This is a genomic window from Acidimicrobiales bacterium, from assembly GCA_034521975.1.
Lineage (GTDB): Bacteria > Actinomycetota > Acidimicrobiia > Acidimicrobiales > SKKL01 > SKKL01.
Window position 1 is genome coordinate 122,462 of the sequence record JAXHLR010000005.1, and the last position, 24,228, is coordinate 146,689.

The 24,228-nt window shown below is 69.5% G+C and carries 21 protein-coding genes; 10 read left to right on the top strand and 11 right to left on the bottom strand.

What is annotated here, in order from left to right:
* Positions 1-54: 54 nt before the first annotated feature.
* Positions 55-1,047 carry an SDR family NAD(P)-dependent oxidoreductase gene (locus U5K29_07360; protein MDZ7678354.1) on the bottom strand — a complete coding sequence of 331 codons (993 nt, stop codon included), beginning with the start codon at positions 1,045-1,047 and terminating at the stop codon, positions 55-57.
* A 759-nt stretch (positions 1,048-1,806) separates the two neighbouring features.
* On the opposite strand from U5K29_07360, the gene U5K29_07365 reads away from it, so the two are divergent.
* The 3 genes from U5K29_07365 (at position 1,807) to U5K29_07375 (ending at position 4,269) form a co-directional block, all read left to right on the top strand.
* On the top strand, positions 1,807-2,637 hold the full coding sequence (locus U5K29_07365) for a diguanylate cyclase (GenBank protein MDZ7678355.1): 831 nt from the start codon (positions 1,807-1,809) through the stop codon (positions 2,635-2,637).
* An 8-nt stretch (positions 2,638-2,645) separates the two neighbouring features.
* The gene (locus U5K29_07370) at positions 2,646-2,819 is read left to right on the top strand and encodes a diguanylate cyclase (protein MDZ7678356.1); all 174 of its coding nucleotides are present in this window, start codon (positions 2,646-2,648) and stop codon (positions 2,817-2,819) included.
* Between the two features lie 109 nt (positions 2,820-2,928).
* Entirely contained in the window at positions 2,929-4,269 is a 1,341-nt protein-coding gene (locus U5K29_07375) for an acyl-CoA dehydrogenase family protein (protein MDZ7678357.1), read from the top strand.
* 94 nt (positions 4,270-4,363) lie between these two features.
* On the opposite strand, the gene U5K29_07380 is transcribed toward U5K29_07375, so the two are convergent.
* The 4 genes from U5K29_07380 to U5K29_07395 all read right to left on the bottom strand — a co-directional run bounded on the left by U5K29_07380 (position 4,364) and on the right by U5K29_07395 (position 9,289).
* Positions 4,364-5,476, bottom strand: coding sequence for an ABC transporter substrate-binding protein (locus tag U5K29_07380; protein ID MDZ7678358.1), 1,113 nt, complete (start codon positions 5,474-5,476; stop codon positions 4,364-4,366).
* Between the two features lie 82 nt (positions 5,477-5,558).
* Complete coding sequence (locus U5K29_07385) at positions 5,559-6,353, bottom strand: SDR family NAD(P)-dependent oxidoreductase (GenBank protein MDZ7678359.1); 795 nt, start codon at positions 6,351-6,353, stop codon at positions 5,559-5,561.
* Positions 6,354-6,451: 98 nt separating this feature from the next.
* On the bottom strand, positions 6,452-8,152 hold the full coding sequence (locus U5K29_07390; protein ID MDZ7678360.1) for a class I adenylate-forming enzyme family protein: 1,701 nt from the start codon (positions 8,150-8,152) through the stop codon (positions 6,452-6,454).
* A gap of 78 nt (positions 8,153-8,230) precedes the next feature.
* Positions 8,231-9,289, bottom strand: a complete 1,059-nt coding sequence (locus U5K29_07395; GenBank protein MDZ7678361.1) for a YbhN family protein — start codon at positions 9,287-9,289, stop codon at positions 8,231-8,233.
* 96 nt (positions 9,290-9,385) lie between these two features.
* Here U5K29_07395 and U5K29_07400 point away from each other — a divergent pair, with 96 nt between their 5' ends.
* A complete protein-coding gene (locus U5K29_07400; GenBank protein MDZ7678362.1) occupies positions 9,386-10,774 on the top strand; it encodes a hemolysin family protein in 1,389 nt (462 codons plus the stop codon).
* Entirely contained in the window at positions 10,771-12,078 is a 1,308-nt protein-coding gene (locus tag U5K29_07405) for a hemolysin family protein (protein ID MDZ7678363.1), read from the top strand. Before U5K29_07400 ends, U5K29_07405 begins: the two co-directional genes overlap by 4 nt.
* A gap of 6 nt (positions 12,079-12,084) precedes the next feature.
* Here U5K29_07405 and U5K29_07410 read toward each other — a convergent pair whose 3' ends face one another.
* Both U5K29_07410 and U5K29_07415 read right to left on the bottom strand, forming a co-directional pair.
* Complete coding sequence (locus U5K29_07410; GenBank protein MDZ7678364.1) at positions 12,085-12,891, bottom strand: family 1 encapsulin nanocompartment shell protein; 807 nt, start codon at positions 12,889-12,891, stop codon at positions 12,085-12,087.
* A complete protein-coding gene (locus tag U5K29_07415; GenBank protein MDZ7678365.1) occupies positions 12,888-13,280 on the bottom strand; it encodes a ferritin-like domain-containing protein in 393 nt (130 codons plus the stop codon). The genes U5K29_07410 and U5K29_07415 overlap by 4 nt, the downstream gene beginning before the upstream one ends.
* A 169-nt stretch (positions 13,281-13,449) precedes the next feature.
* On the opposite strand from U5K29_07415, the gene U5K29_07420 reads away from it, so the two are divergent.
* On the top strand, positions 13,450-14,556 hold the full coding sequence (locus U5K29_07420) for a mechanosensitive ion channel family protein (GenBank protein ID MDZ7678366.1): 1,107 nt from the start codon (positions 13,450-13,452) through the stop codon (positions 14,554-14,556).
* A 12-nt stretch (positions 14,557-14,568) separates the two neighbouring features.
* On the opposite strand, the gene valS is transcribed toward U5K29_07420, so the two are convergent.
* Positions 14,569-17,145 carry a valine--tRNA ligase gene (valS, locus tag U5K29_07425; protein ID MDZ7678367.1) on the bottom strand — a complete coding sequence of 859 codons (2,577 nt, stop codon included), beginning with the start codon at positions 17,143-17,145 and terminating at the stop codon, positions 14,569-14,571.
* A 58-nt stretch (positions 17,146-17,203) separates the two neighbouring features.
* On the opposite strand from valS, the gene cysS reads away from it, so the two are divergent.
* Together cysS and U5K29_07435 are read left to right on the top strand one after the other, a co-directional pair.
* Positions 17,204-18,556 carry a cysteine--tRNA ligase gene (cysS, locus tag U5K29_07430; GenBank protein MDZ7678368.1) on the top strand — a complete coding sequence of 451 codons (1,353 nt, stop codon included), beginning with the start codon at positions 17,204-17,206 and terminating at the stop codon, positions 18,554-18,556.
* 75 nt (positions 18,557-18,631) lie between these two features.
* Positions 18,632-19,846, top strand: a complete 1,215-nt coding sequence (locus tag U5K29_07435; protein ID MDZ7678369.1) for an acyl-CoA dehydrogenase family protein — start codon at positions 18,632-18,634, stop codon at positions 19,844-19,846.
* Between the two features lie 143 nt (positions 19,847-19,989).
* Here U5K29_07435 and U5K29_07440 read toward each other — a convergent pair whose 3' ends face one another.
* Positions 19,990-20,793 (bottom strand): thioesterase family protein, encoded by an 804-nt coding sequence (locus tag U5K29_07440; protein MDZ7678370.1) that lies wholly within the window; start codon positions 20,791-20,793, stop codon positions 19,990-19,992.
* Positions 20,794-20,950: 157 nt separating this feature from the next.
* Between U5K29_07440 and U5K29_07445 the strand changes: the two genes are divergently transcribed.
* Positions 20,951-21,073: a hypothetical protein gene (locus U5K29_07445; GenBank protein ID MDZ7678371.1), complete on the top strand. Its 123-nt coding sequence runs from the start codon at positions 20,951-20,953 to the stop codon at positions 21,071-21,073.
* A gap of 71 nt (positions 21,074-21,144) precedes the next feature.
* Here the strand turns inward: U5K29_07445 and U5K29_07450 are convergent, their stop codons facing one another.
* The gene (locus U5K29_07450; protein MDZ7678372.1) at positions 21,145-22,524 is read right to left on the bottom strand and encodes an aminodeoxychorismate synthase component I; all 1,380 of its coding nucleotides are present in this window, start codon (positions 22,522-22,524) and stop codon (positions 21,145-21,147) included.
* Between the two features lie 97 nt (positions 22,525-22,621).
* Here U5K29_07450 and U5K29_07455 point away from each other — a divergent pair, with 97 nt between their 5' ends.
* A complete protein-coding gene (locus U5K29_07455; GenBank protein MDZ7678373.1) occupies positions 22,622-23,542 on the top strand; it encodes a hypothetical protein in 921 nt (306 codons plus the stop codon).
* Positions 23,543-23,603: 61 nt separating this feature from the next.
* On the opposite strand, the gene U5K29_07460 is transcribed toward U5K29_07455, so the two are convergent.
* Positions 23,604-24,218 carry a TetR/AcrR family transcriptional regulator gene (locus U5K29_07460; GenBank protein ID MDZ7678374.1) on the bottom strand — a complete coding sequence of 205 codons (615 nt, stop codon included), beginning with the start codon at positions 24,216-24,218 and terminating at the stop codon, positions 23,604-23,606.
* Positions 24,219-24,228 lie beyond the last annotated feature (10 nt).

Here is a 24,228-nt window from a genome sequence, read left to right on the forward strand (position 1 = left end):
CCCCCGGCTCGCTGGTGGTCACCAGTGTGCCACGGCCGCTATCGTGCTCGGCGGTCAGCCCCGCTCGCGCAGCGCGCGGCTCAATAGGGTGTCGCCGGGGTCCTCCGGCGGGGGAGGCGCCCCCTCGAGAATCGCTTCCATTCGGGTCCGAACCTGATCCAGGATCATCTCGGGATGGGTGAGGATGTAGAAGCGGTCCTCGCCGATGGCCTCGACGACCATTGCGGCCACTTCGGCCGGCGGCATCCCGCTCTCGAGGAAGAACTGCTCGGCGGCCCGCATTCGCTGGTCGATCTCGGACACCTCGGCCTCGTTCAACTCGTTGCGGAGGTGATCGGGCCGGTTGCGCCCGGCGGTGACGATCCTGGTGGCGATGAGTCCGGGGCACAGGACCGACGCGGAGATCGAGCTGCCGGCCGAGCGCAGGTCGTGCCACAGGCCCTCGGTGAGGCGGGTGACGGCGTGCTTGGTGACCGCGTAGATCGATCCTGCTCCGGTGGAGAGGCCGAGCACCGAGGAGGTGTTCACCACGTGCCCCTCGTGGCCAGCCTCGATCATCGCCGGCACGAAGGCCTGGATCCCGTGCACCACGCCCTTGAGGTTGACCCCGAGCACCCAGTCCCAGTCGTTGTCGGTCGTCTCCCACAGCGGGCCGAAGGTGCCCGAGACCCCAGCGTTGTTGCAGACGACATGGGGGACACCGAACCGATCGATCGTGGCGGCGGCGAGGGCATCGACCGATCGACGTGACGCCACGTCGGTGGGTACCGCGAGCACTTCGGCTCCCCGCTCGGACGCCTCGCCGGCCGCCTCGTCGAGCGCTCCCGCCTCGATGTCGGCGAGCACCACCCTCATGCCCTCGGTGGCGAACCGGGTGGCCAGCGCACGACCGATGCCGCTCGCCGCGCCGCTCACGACCGCGATTCGTCCTTCGAGCTGGTGCATCGCGTCCCCCGGTGCCTCGTGCCAGATGCTGGTCGGGCACGGTAGCGGGATCGAAGGCGGACAGCGAACGGGGCCTGCGTTGCCCCTTCGGGAAAGCCTCATGCGACCTCGGTCACGGCCGACCGGATGGGTGAGGACCGTGGGGCCCTGGCTGTTGTCACCAGGAGCGCTTCCCAGCGGTGATCACGATGAGCGGTACACCATGGGCGGTACAGAGCCACAGCGTGGAGTGAGGGTGAGCGGTGCGATCGTGCGCTCGCTCGCGTCCTATCTCTGCCGATGCTTCGGGCCGCAGGAGCTCGACCGCATGGCGGCCGAAGCCGGCATCGACGTCGACCCCGACGGCTCCGCCACCAACTGGTACCTGGCCCGTGATGTCGTCCCGTTCATCGAGCTGGCCGAGCGCAGGTGCGGCGATCCCGAGCTGGGCCGGCGCACCGGCGAGGAGATGCTGCGCTCGACACCGGAGTTGCTCAGCTTCCTCCACGCATCGGGGAACGTCCTCGAGGCGCTGCGATTGTCGATCAACCTCGGTAGCCGTACCCGTACCCAGCCTTCGTTCGTGATCACCGACGAAGGATCGAACCACATGGTGGTCCGGAACACCGCTGCCAGATCTTCGCGCTTCGCGTGCGGGATCTCGGCGGGGAACTGGGCGCAGGTGCCGTCGTTGTTCGGCGCCGTGGGCACCGTCGTCGAGCCACGTTGTGTCACCCGGGGCGACCCCTACTGCGAGTTCCGGGTCACCTGGGACGAGGAGGTCGACCAGGACGTCGAGACCGTCCAGCGCAACCGTCGCCGCGGCAACACCATGGTGTCGCCCCGATCGAGTCGCCGCGCCGCCGCTACGGTCACCTCGCGGTGCTCGCCCAACCCGGGTCCGACCTCTCCCGGCAGGAGACGAGGATGCTCAACGCCTATGCGAGCCACGCGACCGCCGCCATCGAGGCGGCCGCCGCGCTCGACGAGGCGCGGGCCGAGCGCGACACCGCCGAAGCCCTACTCGGTCTGGCGCGGCACCTGGCCGAGGTCGCCGGCACCCGCGAGATCGCCCAGCGGATCGCCGAAGCGGTACCGAGCGTGGTCAGGAGCAACCTGGCGGCGGTCATGATGTTCGATCCCGATCAACGCACCCTCGAGTTCGTCGGATCCTGGCCGCACCCGGTCGAGCAGCTCGGGTTCGACACCGTCGAGCTCGATGATGTTCCCCTCGCCAGAGGGGTCGTCGACGACCACAGTCCGGCGTTCGTCCGCACCGACGACACCGACGGGTTGCTTCGTTCGCTGCTGCGGGTGACCGGTGCGGCTTGCGTGGGCGGAGCGCCGATCGTCATCCGGGGCGAGGTTGCCGGCCTCGTGCTGGCCGCCTGCACCGACGAGTACGCGCCGCTCGACGTCGAGACCATCCTGCACCGGCTCGGCGGGCTCGCCGATCACGCCGCCACCGCCCTCGACAACAGCCACCTGCTCGAACGGATCCGCCACCAGGCGCTGCACGACCCCCTCACCGGCCTCGCCAACCGGGCCCTGATCGAGGACCGGATCGAGCATGCGCTGGCGATGGCCGAACAGGTCGAGCGGTGGATCACGCTGCTGTTCGTGGACCTCGATCGGTTCAAGGCGATCAACGACGAGCTCGGCCATGCCGCCGGAGATGCCCTGCTCCGCCGGCCAAGATCATCGGGGCGCTGAACGAACCGGTGGAGGTCGCCGGTCGATCGGTGCGGGTGTCGGTCAGCATCGCCATCACCTCGGCACCGGGACGATCCAGCGGCTACGACGAGCTGGTGACCCGGGCCGACCAGGCCATGTACGAGGTCAAGAACAAGGGGCGCAACGGGTGGTCGGTGTTCGCTCCGGTCACCGGTACGTGACAGGAGCCACCGCCCCCCGTCTTGAGAAGAGGCAGCCCCGTAGTGAACAATCTGTCCAACAGCGCAGTGTGGAGCGGCTGCTCCGCGCACCCGATAGGGGGAAACCGAGATGACCGATGTTGCAGACCGCGGCCAGGGAACCGATGACCCGGTCGATGAGGTCAACGCCTGGCTCGAGGAGAACTGGGATCCTGACCTCACCGTGGCCGAGTGGTGGGAACGCCTGGGCTCCGCGGGGTGGGCCGCGCCGAGCCTCCCCGAGCACGCCTACGGCAAGGGTCTGACTCGCGGCGACACCGTGCGGGTCCAGCAGGCCATCGGCGCCTTCGGCGCCCTCGGCGCGCCGGGCGGATTGGGTCTGTTGCTCGCTGCGCCGACCATCGCCACCCACGGCACGCCCGAGCAGATCGAGGAGCTCGTCCTGCCGATCGTCACTGGTCAGAAGGCCTGGTGCCAGCTCTTCAGCGAGCCAGGTGCGGGCTCGGACCTGGCGGGCGTCACCACCCGGGCCGAACAGGACGGCGACGAGTGGATCGTCAGCGGCCAGAAGGTGTGGACCTCCGGTGGCCAGATCGCCGACCTCGGCATGCTGATCGCCCGCACCAACTGGGACGTCCCCAAGCACCAGGGCATCAGCTACTTCGGCATCGACATGCACCAGGACTCCATCGAGGTGCGGCCGCTCAAGGAGATGACCGGCCGGGCCATGTTCAACGAGGTGTTCATGTCCGAGGCCCGGGTCGCGGACTCGGCCCGCATCGGCGACCTCAACAACGGGTGGGCGGTGGCCAACACCACCTTGATGTTCGAGCGGGCAGGGCTCGGCGCGGGCGGTGGCGGCGGAGCCGGTGGTGCCGCAACCCCCGGAACCATCGCCGGCGACCTCGACAAGCGCGCCGGCGACTTCGTGAGCGAGGGTCGGGGGCGTCGTGCCTCCGTCCCCGGAACCGACAGCGGGGGCGGTGGGGGTCGCGGCTCGCGCGGCAACATGTACATCGACATGGCCAAGGCCAAGGGCAAGCACACCGACCCCAACATCCGCCAGGGCCTCGTGCAGCTCCACGTCCTCAACGAGATCGCCCGGTTCAACAACCTGCGGGCCAAGGCGGGCCGCGCCGTCGGCAAGGACGTGCCGGGCCTGGGCAACATCTCCAAGCTCAGCATGAGCGACATGGTCCGGACCCAGCGCGACGTCGGCATGGCGGTGCTCGGGATGCACGGCACCTTGCACGCCTACGACCCCGAGGCGAAGAAGGTGCTCGACGACGCCACGGGCGATCCGTTCCAGTCCTTCATCACCGAGTCGGCGCTGTTCGCCCAGGGTCCTCCCATCTACGGCGGCACCGACCAGATCCAGCGCAACATCATCGGCGAGCGGGTGCTCGGCCTGCCCAAGGAGCCGAACGACGACAAGGTCAAGCCGTTCAAGGACCTGCCCAAGAACACCTGATCGGCGAGCCATCCCCGAACCCGGCGAGGGCCGGCCTCACCAGGCCGGCCCTCGCCGCGCGTCGGTTGGTGCGGGTGGGTTCAGTCGCGTGGGTTCATCCGCCGGGCCAGATGAGGTCGGCTCCGTCGTGGACCTCGGCGATGAACGAGTTGTCGAACGACTGGGCGACATCGACCTCGCCTGGTTCGAGCACCCCGAGCCGTTCCAGGTTCGCCACCTCGGCCGAGAGCCGCTCGAGGGTCATGGCGCCCACCGGTTCGCCCTCGGGTGTCGAGGCCAACACCAGGTCGCGCTCGGTGCTCCACCGGAACTGCTCGGACTCGGGGGAGAAGAACAGGTCGGGGTCCGAGCGCTCGAGCGAGGTCGCCACGGCGGCTTCGGGGTCGTCGACGCCGTGCCAGAAGCCGCGCACCGTGGCCCGCACGAAGTCGGCGGTGGCGGTGGGGTGGTCCTCGGCGAACTCCCGATTGGCGGCGATTGCCCCGAACGTGGCGGGCACCTCGTGGTCCGCGGGATCGAACACGCGGTACTCATAGCCCTGATCGTCGAGCTGGCGGGGCTCGTTCGACTTGTAGACCGGCAGCGACTCGATCTCGGTCTCGAAGAGCAGCACGGGGTTGAAGTCGACCTCGATCAGGGTGAGGTCGTCCTCGTCGACGCCCTCCTCGGCCAGCATCGCCCGCACCGCGTAGGGGATCCCACCCTTGACCCCCATCGGCGCCGACGGCAGGTCGCTCAGCTCGGTGATGTCGGATGCGGCTTCCACGAGCAGCGCCTCGATCGAGGTCTTGCCGAACACGATCACCGCGATGATCCCGGCGTCGGATGCGTTGGCCACGGCCACCTCGCTGAACGAGCCAACACCTGCGAGCTGCACCTGGTTGGCCGACAGCAGCCCGATGTTGGACACCGAGAAGCCCGGCTGCACGGTCACGTCGAGGCACAGGTCGCGGTAGTACCCCTCGGCGTCGGCCACCGTCACGTCGAGGATCGATACCGCAGCACCGAAGTCGAACCCGGTCGAGAAGACGATCTCGCCGGCGGCCCGGTTCGCCTCGCAGCGATCGGGATCGACGGTGGCCAGGAGCGGTTCGTTTCCGGTGGGCGTCGTCGGGGTGTCGGTTCCGGCATCGTCGCTGCACGCCCCTGCGAGCACGGCGGCGAGGGTGACCAGCGCCGCCACGCGACGACGGGTGCTGAGTTGCATCGGGTCCTTCCTGGTCGGCCGCGAGGTTGGTACAGCAGTCGGCCGCCGTTCAGACCCTACCTACCCCGGTCGCCTACCCGGATCACTCCGGCCGTGGCACCCCGAGCTCCTCGAGGATCGGACGGGCATAGGTCACGTTGCCGGTGACGGTGCCGGGGTCGCCCGTGCACAACGCGTGAGCCGCCTCGGCCATGTAGGACACCGGCTCGTGGCCCGACTCGGGAACGCGTTCGTGCAACTTGTGGTGCACCACACCCGGGGTGACCACCAGACCCGATGGCGACACCACGTTGACCGCGATGCCCTCGGAGTAGACCTCGGCGGCCAGGCCGGTGGTGAAGCGTTCGAGCGCTGCCTTGCACATGCCATAGACCGTTCCCCCGGTGCCCCCCGTGTAGGGCGGGCCGACGGGATGACGCCCCGCCCCGGATGAGATGTTGAGGATCCACCCTGTCCCGCGCTCACGCATGCCCGGCAGCACGGCTTGGGCCAGTTCGAACGGTGCTCGCACCTGCACCTCGAACATCAGCCGCCAGTGGCCCTCGTCGAAGTCGACCACCGGTTCGAAGTAGGTGATCGCCGCGTTGTTCACCAGGATGTCGACCGGGCCGAGCTGGCGTTCGGTCTCGGCCACCAGTCGGGACCGGTCCTCCTGCTTGGAGAGGTCGGCTGCGATCGCGACCGCGGTGCCGCCGGTGTCGACGATGGACGCCACCGTGCCCGAAATGCTGCCCGGGAGCACGTGGTCTCCGTCCTCGACCGTGCGGGCCGACACCGCCACCGCCGCGCCCTCGGCCGCGAACCTCTGGGCGATGGCCTCGCCGATCCCCCGGCTCGCTCCGGTGACGAGAGCGACCTTGCCTTCCATGGATCCCATCTGATTCCCCCCTCTGTGTCGTCGACGCTACCTGACCAGCCAAGCGCCGGAGGTCCCCCGCCGCCCGCGGGGGTGGCGGTGGGCGACCGGGTCGGCGATCAGGACCCTTCGCCGGCGACGATGCTGTCGCGCAGCTCGCGCTTGAGGATCTTGCCGGCGGCGTTGCGTGGCAGCGGCTCGTCGTGGACGAAGATCTGGCTCGGGACCTTGAACGGTGCCAGGTGCTGACCGACGTGGGCCTTGAGCTCGTCGGGGTCGATCGTGTGGCCGGGCTTGGGCATGATCGCGGCCGCGACCTCTTCGCCCAGCCGTTCGTGGGGCAGCCCGAACACGGCCGCTTCGTGCACGTCGGGATGCTCGTAGATCGCCGCCTCGACCTCGGCGCAGTAGACGTTCTCGCCACCGCGCAGGACCATGTCCTTGGCCCGGTCGACCACGTAGACGAAACCTTCCTCGTCGACGCGCCCGATGTCGCCGCTGCGCAGCCACCCGTCGACGATGGTCTCGGCGGTCTCCTGCGGACGGTTCCAGTAGCCCCGGATGAGGTGAGGGCCGCGGAACCAGATCTCGCCGACCTCGCCGGGGGGCAGATCGTTGCCGTCGGGATCGGTGACCTTGAGGTCGACGACGGGGACCACCCTGCCGGTGCTGGTGGGGTGGCTCACGTAGTCGTCACCGGCGTTGCCGGGCCCATAGGCGTTGGTCTCGGTCATCCCGTAGCCGATGGTGGGCCGGCCCCGGCTGAAGTTGCCCTCGATCCGTTTGACCAGCTCGGGCGGTGCCGGGGCGCCGCCGCCGCCGACCGCCTGCAGGCTCGAGGTGTCGTACTTGGCGAAGTCGGGATGCTCGAGCATGTCCCACGACATGGTTGGCACACCCACGAACTGGGTGACCCGCTCACGCTCGACGAGCTGTAGGGCTCGCTCCGGATCCCACTTGTACATGATCACCAGTTTCGAGCCGGAGATGAACGAGCCCAGCATGACCGGAACGCAGCCGGTGACGTGGAACAGCGGCACGGTCAGGATCGAACACGGCCGGTACGCGGGGCCCTCGGCCTCCTTGGATCCCGCTTGGCCCTCGCCGCGGGCCCGGTTGATGGCGGCGCGGCAGGCGAACGACAGCAGGGCGGAGATGATGGCTCGATGGGTGGACACGGCACCCTTCGGATTGCCGGTGGTGCCCGAGGTGTAGAGGATCGTGGCGTCGTCGTCGGTGTCGACCTCGACCTCGGGCAGCGGTGCCCCGACGGGCAGCACCTCCTCGAACCGGTCGACGCCCTCCGGTGCGTCGTCGGGAAGGCGGACGCCCACCACGGCGACGTCGAGATCACCGAGGACCGGCACCAGTCGCTCGACCCGTTCCTGGTCGGCGATGAGGACCTTGGCTTCCGAGTCGGTGAGTCCGAACTGCAACTCGTCGGGGGTCCACCAGGCGTTGAGCGGGACGGCCACCGCTCCGATCGAGGTGATCGCGGCGAACGAGGTGATCCACTCGGGGTAGTTGCGCATGGCGATCGCCACCCGGTCGCCCTTGGCGATGCCGTAGCGGTCGACGAGCATCGCGCCGATGGCGTCGACCTGGGCCATCACCTCGGCGAAGGTGTACTGCTCGTCCTCGTAGACGATGTAGAGCTCGTCGCCGCGCCCGCGGGCCAGATCGAAGAGGTTTCGCAGCACCGGTGGGGCGGTGTCGAAGACCTTGGTCGGTACCCCGTTGATGATCTCTTCGTGGAAGTGGAAGGGGGCACCTTCCCCGCAGACCTGTTCAACTGCTTCGTCCCAGCTGACTGACGACATGCGCACTCCCCCTGGAGCTCGGTGACCTGCGAGATCGTAGAAGCCGACACGGTCGCCGATCGAACCGGAGCCCCTCGGTCAGGTGACGAGTTGGCCGATCCGCAGCCGGAACACCAGGTAGGCGACCAGTCCGGCCGGAAGCGGGAGCCAGAAGGCGGCGAAGCGGTAGGTGGCGGTGGCGACCACGGCGTCGGCGGCTCCGATGCCGGCCAGGGTCAAGGTGGCGGTGAGCCCGGCTTCCACGAAGCCCAGGCCACCGGGGGTGATGGGGATCATGCCGAGCACCAGGGAGGTGACGAAGGCGAGCAGCACCAGCGACGGGTTTGGTCGAGCCCCCACCGCGGCCAGCGCGGCCAGCAGGGACAGGTAGTCGAACATCGAGCGGCCGATCGCTGCCAGGAGCGCGTCGGTGCGTCGCTCGCCGAGGGTCTGGCGCACCATCACCCGTTCGTGCACCAGCCGGTCGGGCAGGTCGGTCGTGGGTTCCTCGTGGCGGCGCACCCGGTTGCGGATGCCCTGGACGAGACGGCCGATGGTGACGAGGGGGCGGTCGGACTGGAGCAGCCAGATGCCGGCTGCCGCCAGGAGGACGAACGCGCCGAGCCCCACCAGCACGGCGGTCAGCAGCGGCCCCCGAACGGGGGTCCCGGCGATCATGGCCGGCAGGGCGAGCACGGGCAGGGCGAAGATGATGCCGGTGGTGAGCAGCGACACCGCGGTGAGCGACGAGGCGGCGGTGGCGATCCGGATCCCGGCTCTGGTCAGCATCCGCATCTGCATGGCGACTCCGGCCGCAGCTCCCCCTGGCACCACCCGGCTGAAGGCGTTGCCCGCGAGCTGCGAGGTGATCACGCCGAACCAGGCGTCGGTGCGCAGGGCCAGGCGCTGGAGGAACCACATGCACGAGAAGCTGGCGACTTGGAACCCGAGGATGGCGATGAGCCACAGGGGCTGCAGGGTGACGACCTCGTCCCAGGACGAGTACACATCGACCAGGCTCGGAGCAAAGACGTAGAGCGAGAGTCCCGCCAGCGAGATGAGCGCCACCCGGCCGGCGATGCTGCGGCGGCTGGGCGGTGGGATCGTGGCGAGGGACTCGGCCAGATGCGGGTCGCTGTCACGGGCGGCCTCGTCCATCGACTCGACGCTACTCGTCCTTCTGCCGGGAACCTGGCGCGGGTCGGCTACCGTTGCCCGCGTGCACCTGACCCGTCCCCCTGCGCTGGAGGGCGATTGATCGGTCTGGCCACGCTGGACCAGGCAGCGGCTGCCGAGGTCGGCACCTCTGCACCGCCATGGCTGGTCGCGCTCGGACTGCTTCTCGTCGTTGCGCTGATCGCGGGCAACGGCTATTTCGTCGCGGCCGAGTTCAGCTTCGTCGCGGCCCGACGTACCCGCCTCGCCGATGCGTTCCAGACCGGCGACCAGCGGTCGGGGCGAGCCCTCGACGTGGTGGGGCGGTTGTCGTTCATGCTGTCGGGGGCGCAGCTCGGGATCACCGTGACCTCGCTGCTTGTCGGCTTCATCGCCGAGCCCACCCTCGGGCGTGCCCTGCAACCGGTGATGAGAACGATCGGGGTGCCCGACAACGCCGCGGCCGGCGTCGCCCTGTCGGTCGGGTTCGTGCTGGCGACAGCCAGCCAGATGGTCTTCGGCGAGCTGGCTCCGAAGAACCTGGCCATCGCCAAGCCGGAGCCGGTGGCGCGCTGGCTCGCTCCCAGCACGCTGGCGTTCCTTCGCCTCGGCGGACCCGTCATCACCCTCTTCGACGGTTCGGCGAACCGACTGCTCCGGGTGCTCGGAATCGAGCCGGTCGAGGAGGTGAACGGCACCGTCGACCCTGACGAGCTGCCACACATCGTCGACGCGTCGTCCGAGGCGGGTTCGCTCAGCGGGTCCCAGGCCGAGCTGCTGCGACGAGCACTCGACTTCAGAGAGCGTGACGCCGGTGAGGTGATGGTGCCGTGGAACCGGGTGGTGTCGATCCCGGTCGATGCCGTAGGCGCCGACCTGCAGCACCTCTTGGCCACGACCAGGCACATGCGGTTCCCGGTGGTCGACGAGTGGGAGGAAGTCCTCGGGATGGTGCACGCGAAGGACCTGCTGGGCGTGCCCGCGGATCGCCGAGCGGTGGCATCGGTGGGCGACCTCAGTCGCCCCGTGCTCGCCGTGCCCGAGTCGGCGGGGTTGCACCGGGTTCTCGCCGAGCTGCGATCGTCCTCGAGCCCGCTCGCGATCGTCGTCGACGAGCACGGAGGCACTGCCGGGGTGCTCACCATCGAGGACCTGCTCGAGGAGCTGGTGGGCGATATCGAGGACGAGTTCGATGTCGATACGCCAGAGTCCATTGTGGACCTCGGGCACGATCGATGGCTGCTCCCCGGCGACCTGCGCCTCCACGAGGTCGGGCGCGAGACCGATCTGGTGCTCCCCGAGGGCCCCTATGACACCGTCGCGGGCTTGATCATGGACCGCCTGGGTCGGATCCCGGTCGTCGGTGACCGGGTGCACGTCTCCGGAACCGAGCTGCGCATCGTGGCGATGGACCGCCGCCGGGTGGTCACCGTCGAGCTTCAGGTGCACGAGCGTCCGGTGCCCGACGAGGAGGACCAGACGACATGAGCACGCCGCTGGCCATCGCTGCGGCTGTCGGGTTGCTGGGCGCCAACGGGTTCTTCGTCGCCGCCGAGTTCGCGCTGCTGGCGGCGCGCCGGTCCCGCATCGAGCAGCTCGCAGCTGAGGGCGATCGCCGCGCGCGTCACGCTCGCGCCGGGCTCAGCGAGCTCTCGCTCATGCTCGCCGGTGCCCAGCTCGGGATCACCATGTGTTCGCTGGGGCTCGGCATCATCGCCGAGCCGGCGGTGGCCCGGCTCATCGAGTCCGGAATCGCTGGTCTCGGCATCGATCTCCCCTCCGGCACCAGCCACGCCATCGCGTTCATCGTGGCGCTGACGATCGTGGTCTTCCTCCACATGGTGGTGGGGGAGATGGCCCCCAAGTCCTGGGCCATCTCCCACCCCGAGAAGTCGGCGTTGACCTTGGCGCGACCGTTCCGGGCGTTCGCGGTGGTGTTCCGGCCGGTGATCTGGTTCCTCAACCGTTCGGCCAACCTGGTGGTGCGGGCAGCAGGGGTCCAACCCCAGGACGAGCTGGCCATGGCCCACTCGTCGGCCGATCTCATCTTGTTGCTCAACGAGGCGGCCGACGAAGGTTCGCTGGAGCATCACGAGCACGAGCTGCTGTCCCGCTCGATCGAACTCTCCGGTCTGGTCGCGACCGCGGCCATGACTCCACGTCCGTCGGTCGTCGCGGTCGATCGGGCGACCCCACTGGTCGAGGTGGAACAGGTGGCGGTGCGCACCGGGCGGTCGCGCATCGTGGTCTACGACGGCGACCTCGACCACCCTGTCGGCGTGGTGCATGTGCGTGACCTGCTCACCCACGACGGTGTGCCCCACGCGACGGTCGCCGGCGATCTGGCAGCGCCGGTGATGGTCACGCCCGATCATCTCGCGCTCGAGGAGCTCTTCCTGCACATGCGCGACCAGCGACGCCACCTGGCCCTGGTGGTTGACGAGCACGGGGTGGTGCTCGGGCTGATCACCATGGAGGACGTGCTCGAGGAGCTCATCGGCGAGTTCGAGGACGAGTCGGACACCGACGAGACCAAGGTGCAGCGACGGGCCGATGGCACCTACGAGCTCGACGGTTCGCTGCGCCCCGACGAGCTGGAGGCCAGCACCGGGGTCCGTCTTCCCGACGGTCAGTGGGACACCGTTGCCGGATTCCTCACCGCCGAGCTCGGACGGGTCCCGAGCCCCGGCGACCGGGTACAGATCTCCGATTCCACCTTCGAGGTGGTGTCGGTCGACGGGGTGGCGGTGCGCGAAGTTCGGGTCAGGATCCCCGCGAGCGAGCGGTCCTGATCGGGATCAGTGGTAGCGGAGGGCGATGCCGGCTTCGGGTCCGACGGCACGGAAGGTGAAGCTCTCCTCGAGGTAGAGCGCCACCGTCGACTCGGTGTGGGACCGATAGCCGATCGAGGTGTCCTGGCCCACGACCAACTCGAAGTCGCCGCCCCGCAGGCTGACGACGATGGCGCCGTTCACCGATGGGGCCCACACGACGGGACCGCCGAGGATCTCACGCACGTGCTGCAGCACCGGATAGCCACCCCGCTGGGTGGTCTCCATGACGCCTTGGTAGCAGCGGGGGCCCAGGGCGATGCCGTAGGGGCCCTCGACCCCGTCGAGACGGAGTCGCGAGACGGCCTTGGCGACCGAGTGTGGGTACTCCTCGTAGTCGGAGCTGATGGGAATGCTCTCGTGGGGCGATGCCTCGGCGATGCCGACGATGCCGGCCGCGGGGTACCCGTCGAACACCGCGGCGTCCTCGGCCAGCGCCAGGCGGCGCGCCGCCTGCGCGACCGGGTCGAGGTCGGGATCGGGAGCCCCCCGCTCGACCGCGTCGAGCTCGGTGCGATCGAGTTCGAGATCGGTGCGGACCTCGACCAGGGGCTGCAGCTGCCGGAGGGCAGCGTCGACGTTCTCGTGCGGCGACTCGGCCAGTCGGTCGACGCGGCCCGTGACCTCGGCTGAGTGCGCCCAGCCCTCGGGACCGGAGAACTCCACCAGCTTTCGGGCAGCGAGGAACTGCCGCAGCACCGAGGCGGCTTCGTCGGTGATCGCGTCCCAGGCCTGGTCGGGGATCGGTGCCAGGTGTCGCATCAGGTGGTTCATTGCAGCTCTTCTCCTCGCAGGTTGCCCATCCCGAGCGAATCGGCGGCGGTCGCGGAGGGGCGCTCAGGGGATTCGGCGTCGGACATGGCTTCGGCCTCGGCCTCGGTGATCGGTCCCTCGGAGTACAGGTAGGTGCGCAGCTGCTCGTCGAAGGTGGGGTCGTTGCGGCGCAGCCACTCCAGGATCATCGCCGCATGCTCCTTCTCCTCGTCGCGGTTGTGGGCGAGGATGGCCCGCAACTCGTCGTCGTCGGTGGCGTCGACCCGCTGGTCGTACCAGTCGACCGCCTCGAGCTCCTCCATGAGCGAGGTGATCGCCCGGTGGTGGTCCATCGTCTCGGCTCGTAGACGCTCGATCGGTTCGTGATACCCCTCGCTGGCCACAGGCATCTCCTCCTTCGCGGTGTCCGCATCCTGGCACGATCGGGTCCGCGATGTCGTACGCGGTCTGGTCGTGTCCACTGGTGCCCCTATGGCTACGTCATGAGACAAGATCTCAAACATCGGCGGTGCGGGTCTCCGGCGGGTCGGACGACCGTCGCTAGGGTGGTCGATCGTGATGCTGACCCAGGTCGTGGAACCCGATGTCGTGGATGCCTGTGGCGAGGAACCCAGCTGGGTGTGCCGCTGGGTGCTCGAGAACACCGAGAGCTCGTCGCTGGCCACCGCCGCCGACTTCCTGCTGGCCCGCCCCGCCAAGATCCTGGTCATCCTCGTGGTGGCCTGGATCCTCAACCGGTTGGTGCGCCGGGCCATCCGAAGGTTCACCCAGCACCTGGCCGAGCCCGACGTGCGCAGCCTCGGGGCCTTCAGCCGATTCACCCCTTCGGTGTTCGCCCCTCCGACCGAGGTCGACCTCCGCGCCGCCGCCCGGGCCGAGACCCTCGACAGCGTGCTGCGCAGTCTGAGCACTGCTGTCATCTGGGTCTTCGCCGGGCTGATGGCCCTCGGGCAGCTGGACATCAACCTCGGTCCACTGATCGCCGGTGCCGGTGTCGCTGGGGTCGCGATCGGCTTCGGCGCGCAGAGCCTGGTGAAGGACTTCCTGAGCGGCATCTTCATGCTCATCGAGGACCAGTACGGGGTGGGTGACGTGATCGACGTGGGGGAGGCGATCGGGGTCGTCGAGGGGGTCACATTGCGCACCACCAGGATCCGGGGGCTCGACGGTTCGGTGTGGCACGTTCCCAACGGTGGGATCGCCAGGGTCGGCAACCTCTCCCAGGAGTGGTCGCGGGCGCTGCTCGACATCGAGGTCGCCTACGGCACCGACCTCACCCTCGCCCGCGAGGTCATCCTCACGGTCGCGCTCGAGGTTCAGCGCGATCCCGCCTGGGCCGAGCTGATCCTCGAACCCCCCGAGATCTGGGGGATCGAGTCGCTCGGTGCCGACGGCGTGGCCATCCGGCTGGTGGTCACCACCAAGCCGGGCGAGCAGTGGGGCCTGCAGCGCGAGCTGCGGGGACGCATCAAGGACACCTTCGACCGCGAAGGGATCGAGATCCCGTTCCCACAGCGCACCGTGTGGTTCCGCGACGAGTCCGGGGGCGAGGGGTCCGGTGGCGAGGGGGCAGAGCAGGCGTCGCCGCCGCCGGAGCCCTCGTCCGAGGCGACCCATCCCGAGGCCCACACCGCCAAGGGCGACCGGGCCGAAGGCGGCGAATGACCCGGCGTCGGATCAGGCCGGTTCGAGGCTGACCTCGACCTGGGGTGTTGCTGTCGACTCGTCGACCACGCCCGTCACCTCGGCCACGTTGCCCGCCTCGCACACGTCGCGCCGCACCAGCTCGAACGCCGCGAGCGCGGCCTCGGGTGCGGTGACCTCGGCCCGTTCGACCGCGGTGCGCAACGAGCGCTTGGCCTCGGTCTTGGACCGCCGGATCTCGCCGAGCACGGTGGCGGCCACGTCGAGCAGCGCCGGGTCGGCGTCGGCGTGGTCGCCCAGCTCGGACACGGTCGGCCAGGCCGCGCGGTGCACCGAACCCGGCTGCCACCACGACCAGACCTCCTCGGTCACGAAGGGCAGGAACGGGGCGAACAGGCGCAGCAGTGCCGACAGCGCCAGTTCGAGCGCGGTCTGTGCCGACCGGGCAGCGTCGTCGCCGAAGGCGCCGTAGGCCCGTCCCTTCACCAGCTCGAGGTAGTCGTCGCAGAAGCTCCAGAAGAAGGTCTCGGTGCGCTCGAGGGCCCGGGCGTAGTCGAAGTCGTCGAACGCCCTCGTGGCCTCGTCGATCAGCGCCCCCAGCCGCACCAGCATCGCCCGGTCGAGCGGTTCGGTGACCGCCGCCGGATCCGTGCTGGCGCCGAGGTCGCGTTCTCCGCCAAGTCCCAGCGCGAAGCGACTGGCGTTGAGGATCTTGATGGCGAGGCGTCGGCCGACCTTCATCTGGCCGTCGTCGAAGGCGGTGTCGGTGCCCGGCCGGCCCGACGCGGCCCAGTAGCGGACGGCGTCGGAGCCGTACTGCTCCAACAGGTCGAGGGGCGTGACGACGTTGCCCTTCGACTTGGACATCTTCTTGCGGTCGGGGTCGAGCACCCACCCCGAGATGGCGGCGTTGGACCACGGCACCTCGTTCAGCTCGAGGTGCGATCGCACCACTGTGGAGAACAGCCAGGTGCGGATGATGTCGTGGGCCTGGGGTCGGAGGTCCATCGGGTAGGTGCGCTCGAAGAGGTCGGGGTCCTCTTCCCAGCCGGTGGCGAGCAATGGGGTCAGCGAGGAGGTGGCCCAGGTGTCCATGACGTCGGGGTCGCTGGTGAATCCGCTGGGGACGTCTCGCTGGTCTTCGGTGTAGCCGGCGGGCACGTCGTCGGACGGATCGATCGGCAGGGCGGCTTCGTCGGGGACGATGGGGTCGTCGAAGCGGGGCTCGCCGTGCTCGTCGAGGCGGTACCAGACCGGGATGGGCACCCCGAAGAAGCGTTGGCGGCTGACCAACCAGTCGCCGTTGAGCCCGTTGACCCAGGACTCGTAGCGTGAGCGCATGTACGGCGGGTGCCAGGTGATCTCGGTCCCGCGGGCGAGCAGCGCCTCGCGGAGGTCCTGGTCGCGGCCGCCGTTGCGGATGTACCACTGGCGGGTGGTGACGATCTCGAGTGGTTTGTCGCCCTTCTCGAAGAACTTCACCGCGTGGGTGATCGGGCGGGGTTCGCCGACCAGCTCGCCCGACTCGTCCAACAGCTCGACGATGCGCTTCTGGGCCGAGAACACGGTCTTGCCGGCCAGTTCGGCGTAGACGTGGGCGCCGGAGCCCTCGATGCCGGGGGGCGGCTCGTGGTGGAACCGGCCGTCCCAACCGATGACGGCACGGACCGGCAGGTCGAGCTCGCGCCACCAGGTGACGTCGGTGGTGTCGCCGAACGTGCAGATCATGGCGATGCCCGAGCCCTTCTCCGGGTCGGCCAGCTCGTGGGCCATGACCGGCACCTCGACCCCGAACAGGGGCGTGGTGACCGTCGAGCCGAACAGCGGTTGATAGCGCTCGTCATCGGGATGGGCGACGAGGGCGACGCAGGCCGGGAGCAGCTCGGGGCGGGTGGTCTCGATGACGACGTCGCCGCCGTCGTGGCGGTGGAAGGTCAACGAGTGGTAGGCGCCGGGACGCTCGCGGTCCTCGAGCTCGGCTTGGGCGACCGCCGTGCGGAAGGTGACGTCCCACAGGCACGGTGCCTCGGTCTGGTAGGCCTCGCCCCTCGACAGGTTGCGGAGGAACGCCCGCTGGGCGGCGCGCTGGGAACGGTCGTCGATCGTGGCGTAGGTGAGGTGCCAGTCGACCGAGAGGCCCAAGTGGCGCCAGAGGTTCTCGAACGCTCGCTCGTCCTCGACGGTGAGCCGGTGGCACAGCTCGACGAAGTTGGGCCGCGACACCGCGATCTGGTCCTTGCCCGGGTGCTCGGGCGGTTCGAAGTCGGGATCGTGGTGCAGCGACGGATCGCAGCGCACCCCGAAGTAGTTCTGGACCCGTCGCTCGGTGGGCAGACCGTTGTCGTCCCAGCCCATGGGGTAGAAGACCTCACGCCCGCGCATCCGCTGGTAGCGGGCGATGGTGTCGGTGTGGGTGTAGCTGAACACGTGACCGACGTGCAGCGAGCCGCTGACCGTTGGAGGCGGCGTGTCGATGGCGAAGACCTGCTCGCGGCTCTTGGTGCGGTCGAAGCGGTAGGTGTGCTGGTCGTCCCATACCGTGTCCCACCGCTCCTCGAGGCCGTCGAGGGTGGGTGTGTCGGGGATGCGGCGCGGGGTCGGGGTGCTCACGACGCGACAGGCTACAAGTCGGCCGACCGGGGCTCCGAAGCGGGTTAGCGTGGACCTCGTGATTCGCCTCTACGACACCGCCACCGGCACGGTCGTGCCGCTCGAACCCAGGGACCCCGGCAAGGTGTCGATGTATGTCTGTGGTCCCACGGTGTATGGCCCGGCCCACGTCGGCCACGGCCGCATGACGTTGGTGTTCGACGTGTTGCGTCGCTATCTCGAGTGGTCGGGGCTCGAGGTGGACCACGCCTCGAACATCACCGATATCGACGACCAGATCATCAACAAGGCCAACGAGGAGGGCCGGTCCACCACGGCGGTGGCCGAGCAGTACGAGCGCGAGTGGTTCGCCGCCATGGACGCCATCGGGGTGGCTCGTCCCCACCACAGTCCTCACGCCACCGAGTGGGTCGATCAGATGGTCGAGCTCATCGGCGGGCTCGTCGAGTCGGGTCACGCCTATGAGATCTCCGACGGCGTGTACCTCGAGGTGTCCACCGTCGAGGGCTACGGCCAGCTCGCCCGCCAGGACCTCGATTCGTTGCAGGCGGGCGCCCGGGTCGAGGCCAACGACGAGAAGCGCTCCCCGGTCGACTTCGTCCTGTGGAAGAAGTCGAAACCCGATGAGCCGAGCTGGCCGTCGCCGTGGGGCGATGGCCGGCCCGGATGGCACACCGAGTGCGTGGTGATGTCGCTGGGGCTGTTGGGCGAGGGCTTCGACCTGCACGGCGGCGGCATCGACCTGCGCTTCCCCCACCACGAGAACGAGCGGGCCCAGGCCGTGGCTCTGGGCCGCCCCTTTGCCCGGCACTGGGTGCACAACGGGTTCGTCGAGGTCGACGGCGAGAAGATGTCGAAGTCGCTCGGCAACTTCGTCAACCTGCCCGACCTGGTGGCCAGCACCGACCCGCGCGCCTACCGGATGCTGGTGCTGCGGTCGCACTACCGCTCGCCGATGGAGGTCACCAAGGACTCGATCGCCGACGCCCGCCAGGCGGTCCAGCGCCTCGACGCCTTCGCTCGCCGCACCGCCGATCTGGCCAAGGTCGGTCCCGACCCTGCCACGATCGAGCAGTTCCGCGCCCTGATGGACGACGACCTCAACACCGCGGGAGCGCTCGACGTGGTGTTCCGGACCGTGCGTGCGGTCCATCAGGCGCTCGACATGGACGACGAGACCACCGCCGAGCCGTTGGCGGCAGCGGTGGGGTCGATGTGTGCGGCGGTCGGGCTCGGGCTCTCCGAGGAGCCCGACGAGGTGCCCGAGGAGATCATCGCCAAGGCCGAACAGCGCGAGGAGGCCCGCGCGGCGAAGGACTTCGCCACCGCCGACGCGCTGCGTGACGAGGTCCAGGCAGCGGGCTGGGTGCTCGACGACGGCCCCTCCGGCACCACGATCCGTCGGGGTTGAGACCCACACCGCCGATAGGATGGGCCCAAGTACCGACCGGTAACACCTCACTCTCTCGACCAGAAAGCGGTCGCCATGTCTGACCCGTCCTTCGCCCTCAACGACGACCAGTTGCAGATCCAGCAGTGGGTGCACGACTTCTCCCGCGACGTCATCCGCCCGGCGGCGCCCGAGTGGGACGAGCGCGAGGAGTTCCCGTGGCCGGTCGTGCAGGAAGCCGCCAAGATCGGGCTCTATGGCTGGGACTTCATGGCCCAGGCAATGATGGGCGACGACACGGGCCTCACCATGCCGGTCGCGCTCGAGGAGCTGTTCTGGGGCGACGCCGGCATCGGGCTGTCGATCATGGGCAGCGCCCTCGCCGCGGCCGGGATCGCCGCATCCGGTACCGGCGAGCAGCTCGGCGAGTGGGTGCCGCAGTGCTACGGCGATGCCGACGACGTCAAGCTCGGGGCGTTCTGCTCCACCGAGCCCGACGCCGGCTCCGACGTCGCCGCCATGCGCACCCGCGCCGTCTACGACGAGGCCAAGGACGAATGGGTCCTCAACGGCACCAAGACCTGGATCACCAACGGCGGCATCGCCGATGTGCACGTCGTGGTAGCGGTGGTCGACCCCGAGCTCGGGTCGAAGGGCCATGCCAGCTTCGTCGTTCCTCCGGGCACGCCGGGTCTGTCCCAGGGCCAGAAGTTCGCCAAGCACGGCATTCGGGCCAGCCACACCGCCGAGGTGATCCTCGACGACGTGCGGGTTCCGGGCGCCTGCCTGCTCGGCGGCAAGGAGAAGCTCGACGAGCGCCTGGCTCGGGTGCGCGAGGGCAAGCCGGGCAATGCCCAGGCTGCCATGCAGACCTTCGAGGCCACCCGACCCGCGGTCGGTGCCCAGGCCATCGGAATCGCTCGGGCGGCCTACGAGTTCTCGCTCGACTACGCCAAGGAGCGGGTGCAGTTCGGCCGTCCGATCATCCAGAACCAGTCGATCGCGTTCATGCTGGCCGACATGGCCACCGAGATCGACGCTGCTCGTCTGCTCGTGTGGCGCGCCGCCTGGCTGGGCAAGCAGCGTCAGTTCAAGAACGCCGAAGGTTCGATGGCCAAGCTCAAGGCCGGCCGGGTCGCGGTGTGGTCCACCGAGCGGGCCATGCAGATCCTGGGTGGCTACGGGTACGTCACCGACTACCCGGTCGAGCGGTTCCACCGCGACGCCAAGATCTACGACATCTTCGAGGGCACCGAGCAGATCCAGCAGCTCGTGATCAGCCGAGCGATCTCGGGCATGCGCATCGAGTAGTCCCGCGTGGGCGACTGGTGACCCCCGGTGAACCCACTCTGCCGGCACAGAGCGCCCCAGGAAGGCACATCTTGCCGGCAGAGTCCCAACCCGGCAGAGTCCCAACCCGGCAGAGCGGGTCGCGAGCGTTGCCGGACGCGGCGCTAGCGTTTCCGCCGCTCGCGGAGCAGCACCTCCTGGGCGACGGTGGCGATGTGGGTGCCGTCGTGGGCGAACAGCTCGCCGGTGGTGAGTCCCCGTGCGCCGTCGAGTCCCCCAGGCGTGAAGTCCTCCAGGTGCCAGTCGTCGGCCCGCGCCGGGCGGTGGAACCAGATGGAGTGGTCGAGGCTCGCGTTCATGAATCCCCAGTCGCTGTCCGACTCGGACTCGCGGTCGGGGTTCCATGCCGGGTGCAGGGCGATCAGGGACTCGGTGGGGAGGTCGTCGGAGACGTAGGCGAGGCCACAGGCGTGCAACAGTGGGTCCTCTCCCAGATCGCCGACGATCCGCAGCCAGGCGCGTCGGCGCGTGCCGGACGGCTCGGGTGCGACGACGGTCCGGTCGAACATGTCCGACCACGAATCGAGCTCGAGCTGGTCCGGGAGGGGAGCGTCGGGCATCGGCTTGGCCTGGACGGACACTTCGTCCTCGGCGGCGTGGAAGCTGGCGATCATGGTGAGGATGGCACCCCCCGACTGGCGGGCCACCACCTGTCGAGTGGCGAAGGAGCGGCCGTTGCGCAGCCGGTCGACCTCGAACCGGGTCGGCTCGTTCGTGTCGCCGGAGCGGATGAAGTAGGCGTGCAACGAGTGGGGGAGGAAGCGCTCCTCGACGGTGTCGCCGCAGGCCCACAGCGCCTGGGCGACGATCTGTCCTCCATAGAGGCCGCCCCACGGATAGCTCGGGCCGGTCCCCACGTAGGTGTCCATGCCGTGGGGTTCGAGGGCCATCATCTCGCGGAAGTCCATGGGCGCAGTCTGCCCGGCACCGGTTGTCGGCACGACTCGGTGGCAGGTGACGCGATGGCGGAGGCACCTGCCGCTACCCTGGAGTGTGCACGGGCATGTCTCATCGTCGAGCAATCTCCAGAGCAGTCCGAGCGGGCGAGAGAGTTGGTGAGCCACGGTGTCGTGGTGGGTGATCGGTCTGATCTTGATGGCGGGTATCTGTGTGGGGTTGCTCCTCGCGCGCATCGAGCGCGTACGGATCCGCAGCGACGAGCCGGCCAGCCCCGACGAGCAGCGCTGAGGGTTCGCCGCCAGGCGGCGGTGGCAGGCGTTGCGTGACTGACTCGAGGGGACTGAGTCAGCGCGACTGAATCAGCCGTGGCGGCCCGGGTCGACCGAGCCGCCCAGCGCCTCGACGAGCGGGCTGGCCTTGCTGATGCACTCGGCCAGCTCGGCGTCGGGGTCCGACTCGGCCACGATGCCGCCGCCGACCCCCAGCCAGATGTCGTCGCCGGAGTGTTCGAACGTTCGGATCGCCACGCTCCACTCGGCGCCGGCGACCGGGCTGACCATGCCGATGGCGCCGGTGTAGACCTCGCGTCCGGTCGCCTCGACCTCGGCGATGACCTCCATCGCCCGTACCTTGGGCGCCCCGGTGACCGAGCCGGGTGGGAACGTCGCCCGCATCAGTGCGCCGTCGCCGACCCCCTCCGACAGGTGGCCGGTCACCTCCGACACGAGGTGCCACAGGCCGGGGTGGGCCTCGATGTCGAGCAGCCGTGGCACCTTGATCGATCCCGGTCGGCACACCCGGCCGAGGTCGTTGCGCATGAGGTCGACGATCATCACGTTCTCGGCCCTGTCCTTGGCCGACGCCGTCAGCTCGTGGCGTGCAGGATCGGTGGCACCGAGGCTCGGGTCGCGGCGCCTGGTGCCCTTGATGGGCGACGTGGTGACCTGATCGCCGCGGCGCCGGAGGAACTGCTCGGGCGAGAGACTGGTGACCGTCCGGGCCCCGCCGAGGTCGAGGTGGGCCGCCTGCCGCGGGGCCAGCTGAGACGACCCGGCGGCGAACGCGTCGAGCGGGTCGCCCTCGAGCAGTTGGGAGGACAGGCGGAGGCACACGTTGGCCTGGTAGATGTCGCCCGCGCCGATGAGCTCGAGGGCCCGACGCACCGCCTTGCGGTGGTCGTTGCCGGTGGGGGTGGGTCGAAACGGCGCGCACCGGACCGGACGGCTCGGTGGCGGGTTCCCCCGCAGGACGGCGCGCAGGTGGTCGTGGCGGCGTTCGATCACCGGCGACCGTGACGGGCTGACCAGGGCTTCGAACCACCAGCCGCTGTCGGGATCGAAGCGCAGCACGTGGTCGTGCCAGGCCAGCCACCAGTCGGGGAGTGGGTGCGGTCGGGGCGGTGAGCCGGGGAGCCGTTCGACCAGTCGGCCGGCCTGGTAGCCGAGGTATCCGACCCAGCCCCCGAAGACCCCGGGTCCGGCGTCGGTCGTCTCCACCTGGTCGAGCACGGTGAACGGATCGAGTCCGCTGGTGGGGTCGAGGACCAGGGCGGGACGCGACCCCAGCACCGCCCCGCTGTCGAGCCAGGAGCCGACGAGCGCGAACGCGTGAGGCTCGTCCCCGAGTGCGAGCGCGACCTCGGTCGGCGTCCACTCGCAGCCGAGGTGGTGTCGGACCGCTTCGAAGGGGCCCGACGGCAGCGGGTTGCCACGGGACGCGGTGGTCGGGGCCAGGCTCACCCTCTCAGCCTACGGTCGGCGTCCCGGCGTCGGGAACCGGATGGCCAGCTGCGTCGTCTGAGAACCAGCTCGTTCTCGACGACCACTGGAGAGCCCGATGTCGACCCCCCGCCGCCTGCCCGTCCTCGTGGCGATCGTGGCTGCCGCAGGCATTCTCGCCGCTGCTTGCGGCGACGATGGCACCACACCGGTGTCCACCGGCTCGGCCGATCCCGATGTCGCCATTCTCGAGCTCGGCCACGAGGGCGGGTTCACCACCCCCGAGGTGCACTACACCCAGATGCCCCAACTCGTGGTCTACGCCGACGGTCGGGTCGTCACCTCCGGGGCCCAGGCCATGGTCTACCCCGCTCCGGCGTTGCCACCGCTGTTCGAATCGCAGTTGACCGACGACGGTTTGGTGACCCTGCGGTCGGCCATCGCCGATGCCGGTCTCGACATCCACGGGGTCGACTACGGACAGCCTCCGGTGGCCGATGCCGGCCAGACCGTGGTGCAGGTGCGTGTCGACGGGGAGACCTATGAGCATCGGGCCGAGGCCCTCGGCATGGCTGGTCCAGCGGGTGGTCTCGGCGGCCCTGCTGAGGGACCGGACGAGGGTGGCGACGGTCCGGACGAGTTGGGGCTGACCGCCGAGCAGCGTGACGCCCGCGACCGCCTCCAGGCTTTCGTCGACGGGGTCACCAACCTTGGGGGTCTGGTGGGTCCGGAGGAGCTGGGCGAGGAGACCCCCGTCGATATCGAGCGCTTCCGGTTGTGGGTCCGTCCCGCCGATGAGCTCGATCAGCCGATGGACGCTCCCGAGGACGAGCCTGCTCCTGATGAGGTCGAGTGGACCGTCGACGGTGTGGACCTGGAAGCCTCGGAGTGCCTGGTGGTCGAGGGCGATGTGGCCTCGCGACTCGCCGAGCTGCTCGCCGACGCCGACCAGTTGACCCGCTTCACCGAGGGTGACCAGGTGTTCTCGGTGGTGGCTCGGCCGGTGCTGGCCCACGAGGACACCTGCCCGCCGGCCTGAACGGCCTCTCCTGAACGGCAGGCTGAACCGCGTCAGCTGAACTGCGCCAGCCTGAACGGCTTCAGGTGCGGGGCGCGAGACCCCGCAGCCCGCTCCAGGCCAGCTCGGTGAGATCGGCCGCGGCCTCCTCGGCGCTGGGGACACAGCCGTCCTGGACCCACTGCCGCGCCGCTTGGTCGCACATGCCGACGATGGCCGCGCCGAAGAAGCGTCGAAGGGTGCCGTCGATGCCGGGAACGTCGATCATGGGACTCACGCCCTCGGCGACGCTGGTTTTGAAGTCGGCGAGCTCCTGGGCGAACCCGGACTGGGTCCAGACGTTGCCCGAGAACAGCAGGTCGTGTGAACCGGGCTCGGCCTCGATGAACCGGAAGAACGCAACGAAGCCCAGCTCGACCTGTTCGCGGGGCGTCGAGGCGTCGGCGACCGCCTCGGACAGCGTCTTGCGCAGCCGTTCGATGCCGTCGCCGAGTACCTGCTGCACCAGCGCCCGCTTGGATGGAAAGTGCCGGTAGAGGACGGGCTTGGTCACTCCGGCCGCGGCCGCGATGTCGTCCATGGATGCACTGGAGGTGGCGGGATCGGACAGCATCCTGGCGGCTACTCGGAGGAGCTGCTCGCGCCGATCTGCCGCCCGCATGCGACGCCCGGGCGCCGCGACCTGAGTCTGCGTCACGGGCGGAGCT